Genomic DNA, 5625 nt, shown 5'->3' with positions numbered 1-5625 from the left:
GGCCGCGCCGGGGGGGGGGGGGGGCGCACATGGCCCCCCCGCGGGCGTGCCCGTCCACCCGCGGCACCCGGGCCCGGGGGCCCGGGGGGGGGCCCGCGGCCGCCTGCGCTCGGTCTGCCTGGACGTGCGCGTCAGCGCCAAGGCGGGTCCACCCCGACACGGGCGCATCGACCTGTGCGCCCAGGCCGGTCGCACCGAATGGCTTGCGCGCGAAGCGGAGACCCGCGAGGTGGTCGACCTCAGGGAGGCTGTGTCGTGATCGTCCGGCGGTGGCCATCCGGTCAGGCGCCGATCGCCTGCCCGCCGGCCCCGCCGATGCCGGGCCACCGGACGACAGCCCATCCGATCACGTGGTGTGCCAGGAGCGGTCGGCTGACCGGTGGCCCGTCGGCTGCGGCCGTCCGGGGTCGGATCATGTTGTGCACCAAGGATGACGGGTCTACTCGACGAGTCGTCCGATGCGGGTCGAGCTCCGGAACGGCACGAGAGCTGAACGCGCCGGGGCTGTTACCGGCCTCGATCAGCGGGTGTGCACCCGAGCTGTTCCTCGGCAGTCGCCCACGCCGGTGGTGGACGTCGACCAGCCGCACGGCGCCCGCCTCGGCCGCATCGTCCGGGGCGCCCTCCGGGGAGAACGCCGCGGCACTGGTGACCGGCACCGGGACGCTGGTCGACCGCGTGCAGGCGGTGACGCCGGTCGACGGTGTTCGAACCCGCGCCGGTGACAGGCGATGACTCGCGGGGAGCGTGTCCTGGCACTGTTGTGCCCAGACTGGCCCGCGGTGGCGGCGGCAGCGGCGGCCGGGGTACCCGCGGATCGTCCGGTGGCGGTGCTGCACGGAAATCGGGTCGTGTCGTGTTCGGCGATCGCCCGCGCCGAGGGTGTGCGAGAGAGCTCGACTCGCAGGGAAGCGCAGTCGCGATGCCCGGATCTGATTGTCGCGCAAGCTGATCAGGACCGCGATGCCCGCCTGTTCGAACCGATCGCCGGCGCCGTCGACGCCACGGTGCCCGGTGTCGAAGTGCTGCGCCCAGGGCTCCTGGTGCTCGGAGCGCGCGGCGCCACACGGTTTTTCGGCTCCGAGGAAGCGGCAGCCGTGCAGCTCATCGATGCCGTGGCGGTGGCGGGTGCCGAAGCGCAGATCGGCATCGCCGACACTATGTCGACCGCGGTGCTCGCCGCCCGCCGCGCCGCGATCGTCCCGGTGGACGAGGGCGCGCGCTATCTGGCGCCGCTGCCGGTGGCCGAGCTGGCCGCCGAACCGGCCCTGGCCCCACCGGAACGTGCCGAACTGGTAGACCTGTTGCACCGCTTGGGATTACGCCGCATCGGTGACTTCGCCCGGCTCACCCCCGCCGACGTCGCCTCCCGCTTCGGCGCCGACGCGGTCCTGGCTCATCGCCTCGCCCGCGCATTACCGGAGCGCCCGCCCTCGGCGCGGCAACCACCGCCGGAACTGAGCGTCGAACTCGACTGCGATCCGCCGATCGATCGCGTCGACGCCGCCGCGTTCGCGGGCCGCACTCTCGCGACCCGGCTGCACACCGCCCTCACCGCCGCCGGTGTCGCCTGCACCCGCCTCGCCGTCACCGCGCGCACCGAGGCGGGGGAGGAGCTCTCGCGGATCTGGCGGTGCGCCCGCCCGCTCACCCCACCCGACACCGCCGACCGCATCCGCTGGCAACTCGACGGCTGGCTCACCCACCGCGACCGGCCGACCGCCCCGATCGTCGCGCTGCGCCTGGAGCCGGTCGAGGTGGTCGCCGCGGGCGCGCTGCAGCTCGGGCTGTGGGGCGGGGAGGGCGAGGAGACCGAACGCGCCCGTCGCGCGCTGGTCCGGGTGCAGGGCCTGCTCGGTGGCGAGGCGGTGCGCGTCGGAGTGCTCAGCGGCGGCCGCGGCCCCGCCGAGCGCATCACCATGATCGCCCTCGGTGACGAGCTCACCCCGGCCGCCGACCCATCCCAGCCCTGGCCAGGCAGGCTCCCGAACCGGCGCCGACCCTGCTGCTCCTGCACCGCCCCACCGTGCACCTGACCGCCGCCGACGGCACCGCCGTCGAGGTCACCGACCGCGGCCTGTTCACCGCCGACCCGGTCCGCCTGCACTGGGGCCGCAGGCAGTGGGCGCTGCTTGGCTGGGCGGGCCCGTGGCCGGTGGACGAGCGCTGGTGGGCCGCCGCCGAGCAGGCGGGTCCCGCGGCCCGCGCCCAGGTCCAGCTCGACGCCGAACCGACCGAGATCCGCGCCGTCCTGCTCGTCTACGACGCCGCCGCCTGGCATGCCGAAGGCGTCTACGAATGAGGGACGAACTCCGGCCGCCTGTCGGTCTGCTCGCCGAAGCCCCAGCTCACGGCCAGGTCGCAGGCTGCCTCACCACTGAACGCCGCGCCGGTTCTACAGTGAAACGACGCCTGTTCCGGATCGGCCGGACGGATCGACCCGGAGGGAGCGTCATGAACCCGTTCGAGGGCATGCTGTGCTCGGCTGCCGCGGACGACCTCCCACTGCTCGGCACCGCGGCCCACGTCACCGGCTGGTTGTGCATCGAGCATCCCGGCGCGTGGGGTCGCGATGTGATCGGCGACGAGGTGCTCGGCCCGGAGATCACCGCCGAACTGGCCGCACGCACCTCGGCGGCCAAGGTCCGCCCGACACTGATCCGCCGCCCCGGCCGCAACGAGTTCACCGGCACCCGCACCGTCCTGCTGGTCAGCTCGCGCCCCGAGGGCTCGTGGTGCGAGCGCTTCGAGATCACCGACCTGCGCCAGCTCTTCGACATCGACCTGCACCTCGTCGACGGCCCACCCCCGGGAATCGGTGCGCGCGTGGATGATCCGCTGGTCCTGGTCTGCGCACACGGCAAACGCGACCAGTGCTGCGCCCTGCTCGGCCGCCCCATCGCCGCCGCGCTGGCCGCGCAGCATCCCGGCCGAGTCTGGGAGGCCTCCCACACCGGCGGCCACCGCTTCGCCCCCGCCGTAGTCCTGCTCCCGTCCGGCCTCACCTACGGCCGCGTCGACACCCCCGCCGCCGAGGCCCTGCTCACCGCCGCCGACACCGGCGAGGTCTCCCTGACGGGCCTACGCGGCCGCAGCTGCTACGACCCCATCGCCCAACTAGCCGAAGTAGCCGTCCGCCAACAACTCCCACCCCTCCCGACGGACGCCCTCACCGTCACCCCCGACCCAACCCCCACCACCGACCCCACCCTCGCAGGCGCCGCCATCGTCACCCACCGCGACGGCCGCCGCTGGCGAGTCACCGCCCGCACCGTCGCCTCCACCCCCCGCCAGGCCAGCTGCGGCGCCGCCCCCAAACCAGCCACCTACCTGGAACCCGCCACGGTGGAACAACTCCCCACATTCGCCGATTCCGGGTGCGGATAGCTCAAGATCACCACGCTCTGGTGGCGGTCGGCTCTCGCTTGGGCGATGCTCACACCAGAGCGTGGTGATCAACGGTCCAGCTGACTCACCAATGGGTGCCGGGTACCCAGCGGGCGGCGCGGCGGAGGGCGTTGCCGGTGGCTTTGCGGGCGGGGGACTTCGGTTTCGGTTCGCGGTGGCGGAATGGGGATTTCGGGGGTGCTTCGGTGGGGTCGACCGATTCGCCCTTGGCCGCGGGGGAATCAGGTAGTGCGCGGTAGTAGCGGTGCATGAGGCGGTCGTGGAGTTTGGGGGTGAGCAGAGCGCCGTATTCGGCGAAGGTGCCGAGGGGGACGTCGATGCGCTTGGGGCGCTCGGTGAGGGCGCGGACGATGGTGGCCGCGGCCCATTCCGGTGGCTTGGAGGGGCCCTGGTCGCCGCTCGGGGCGATCATCGGGGTGCGCACCAACGGCATGTGGATGGTGGTGAAAGTGACGCCGTCGGCGAGGGTTTCGATGGCGGCGACCTCGGTGAACTTGTCCAGGGCCGCCTTGCTGGCGAGGTAGGCGGAGAAGCGCGGGGTGGCGACCTGGACGCCGGCGCTGGAGATGTTGACGATGTGGCCGAAGCCGCGTTCGCGCATCTGCGGCAGCAGGGCCAGAGTCATCCGCAGCGCGCCGAAGTAGTTGACCGCCATGGTGCGTTCGAAGTCGTGCATGCGGTCGGTGGAGCGGTGGATGGCGCGCCGGATGGAGCGGCCCGCGTTGTTCACCAGCATGTCCACGTGACCGTGCTGATCGAGGATCGCCTCGACGGTCGACTCCACGGATTCGGCGTCGGTGACATCGCACTGGTAGCCGTGGGCCTGGCCGCCCGCGTCGACGATCTCGGCGACCACGGCGGCCAGTTCGTCACCGCGGCGGGCGAGGAGGAAGACGACGGCGCCCTTGTCGGCGACCGCCAGCGCGGCGGCCCGCCCGATCCCGGACGACGCGCCCGTGATCACGATGTGGCTGCCGGTCAGATCGCGCCGCCGTCGACCACGACGACCGCGCGCACCGGAAGAAACCTGTGACATCACTGCTCCTTTGCAGCTCGTTCCCTCGAACTTACTCCAAAGTAAGTTACGGGACCAGGCCTGGCGAGAAACTCGAAAATATGTTCGAACACCTCTCGCTAATGTTCGAACGTATGTGCGATACTTTGACCCATGGCGGATGATCGGATGGCGGATATCTATGCCGCGGTGCGGCTCGGCGGTGGCGACCCGGATGCGGCGCGCGCGGCGCTGACCAGGCTCTGGGACGAGGTAGGGGAAGGCGGCGACCCGTTGCATCGCTGCGTGATCGCACATCACCTGGCGGATGTGCAGGAGTTGCCGGAGGGCGCGCTGCTCTGGGATCAACGGGCGCTCGGCGCGGTGTTCGGGCCCGGCATCCCGCTGGACGAGGGACTGCGCGGGTTCCTGCCCTCGCTGTATCTGAACCTGGCCGACAGTCACCGCCGCGTCGGTGACTTCGAGATGGCGCGGATGCAGCTGGCCATCGCGCGCGGGCACCTGGACGTGCTCGCCAACGATGCCTACGGCGCGGTGATCCGGTCGGGTCTGGGGCATGTGGAGGCCGCGCTGGCATCGCGGTCGATGCAGCGTTTGCCCGCGAGTTGAGGGGTCGGGCACACGCGACCGAGCGGGAGGTGGATGTGATGCGGGGGTCGTGAGAGGAGAGGGCGCGTGGGCTGGAGCAACGGTCCGCCGACCTGGTCGGAACTGGAGCGGGTGCTCTCGGGCAAGCCGAGCCGCCGCCCGGCGGAGGACATGCATCCGGGCGATGGCGGCGACAGCCCGGCGTGGTCGCGCAAACGCGGTGCCTACGAAGCGGATTCGATCGCACCGCCCACCACGCCGACGGTGCCCTACGCCGAGCTGCACGCCCACTCCGCCTACAGCTTCCTCGACGGCGCGAGCCAGCCGGAGGAGCTGGTGGAGGAGGCGGTGCGCCTGGGGTTGTCGGCGCTCGCGCTCACCGACCACAACGGGTTCTACGGGACCGTCCGGTTCGCCGAGGCGGCCAGAGAATGGGGAATGCCAACGGTTTTCGGTGCCGAACTGTCACTGGGAACCGATGCGGAGGCGGCGCCAGGCCGAGGGGCTTCGGGGCCGCGCCGGTGTGTTACCCCGGGCGGCCCGCGCCCCCAAAAAGCCGGCCTCGCCGCGGACACTGTCGCGCTCGGCCCGGATATGGGCGACCGCCCGCCGCC

The 5625-nt window shown here is 72.2% G+C and carries 5 protein-coding genes and 2 pseudogenes; 5 read left to right on the top strand and 2 right to left on the bottom strand.

Going from position 1 to position 5625, the window contains the following annotated elements; translation table 11 throughout:
- Nucleotides 1-259, top strand: a pseudogene (locus ACFWPJ_RS20110) (hypothetical protein); the annotation flags it as partial.
- A gap of 22 nt (nt 260-281) precedes the next feature.
- Here ACFWPJ_RS20110 and ACFWPJ_RS20105 read toward each other — a convergent pair.
- Nucleotides 282-659, bottom strand: a complete 378-nt coding sequence (locus ACFWPJ_RS20105; RefSeq protein WP_378853443.1) for a hypothetical protein — start codon at nt 657-659, stop codon at nt 282-284.
- A gap of 72 nt (nt 660-731) precedes the next feature.
- On the opposite strand from ACFWPJ_RS20105, the pseudogene ACFWPJ_RS20100 reads away from it, so the two are divergent.
- Together ACFWPJ_RS20100 and ACFWPJ_RS20095 are read left to right on the top strand one after the other, a co-directional pair.
- Nucleotides 732-2302: pseudogene (locus tag ACFWPJ_RS20100) on the top strand (DNA polymerase Y family protein).
- 152 nt (nt 2303-2454) lie between these two features.
- Complete coding sequence (locus tag ACFWPJ_RS20095) at nt 2455-3387, top strand: sucrase ferredoxin (RefSeq protein ID WP_378853441.1); 933 nt, start codon at nt 2455-2457, stop codon at nt 3385-3387.
- Nucleotides 3388-3472: 85 nt separating this feature from the next.
- Here the strand turns inward: ACFWPJ_RS20095 and ACFWPJ_RS20090 are convergent, their stop codons facing one another.
- Complete coding sequence (locus ACFWPJ_RS20090; protein WP_378853439.1) at nt 3473-4444, bottom strand: SDR family NAD(P)-dependent oxidoreductase; 972 nt, start codon at nt 4442-4444, stop codon at nt 3473-3475.
- A gap of 132 nt (nt 4445-4576) precedes the next feature.
- On the opposite strand from ACFWPJ_RS20090, the gene ACFWPJ_RS20085 reads away from it, so the two are divergent.
- Nucleotides 4577-5032, top strand: coding sequence for a hypothetical protein (locus tag ACFWPJ_RS20085; protein WP_378853437.1), 456 nt, complete (start codon nt 4577-4579; stop codon nt 5030-5032).
- A gap of 66 nt (nt 5033-5098) precedes the next feature.
- Nucleotides 5099-5625: PHP domain-containing protein (locus ACFWPJ_RS20080; RefSeq protein ID WP_378853435.1), on the top strand; the 527-nt coding region annotated here is incomplete at its 3' end.

Origin of the sequence: Nocardia sp. NPDC058497 (assembly GCF_042720195.1) — a bacterium.
Taxonomy (GTDB): domain Bacteria; phylum Actinomycetota; class Actinomycetes; order Mycobacteriales; family Mycobacteriaceae; genus Nocardia.
Note: the sequence above shows the minus strand (reverse complement) of the source record. Positions and strands in the feature narration are given on the sequence as shown.

Coding starts and splice junctions, on each gene's coding strand:
- ACFWPJ_RS20085 (WP_378853437.1), top strand. CDS start 4,577: ATGGCGGATGATCGGATGGCGGATATCTATGCCGCGGTGCGGCTCGGC.
- ACFWPJ_RS20095 (WP_378853441.1), top strand. CDS start 2,455: ATGAACCCGTTCGAGGGCATGCTGTGCTCGGCTGCCGCGGACGACCTC.
- ACFWPJ_RS20090 (WP_378853439.1), bottom strand. CDS start 4,444: ATGTCACAGGTTTCTTCCGGTGCGCGCGGTCGTCGTGGTCGACGGCGG.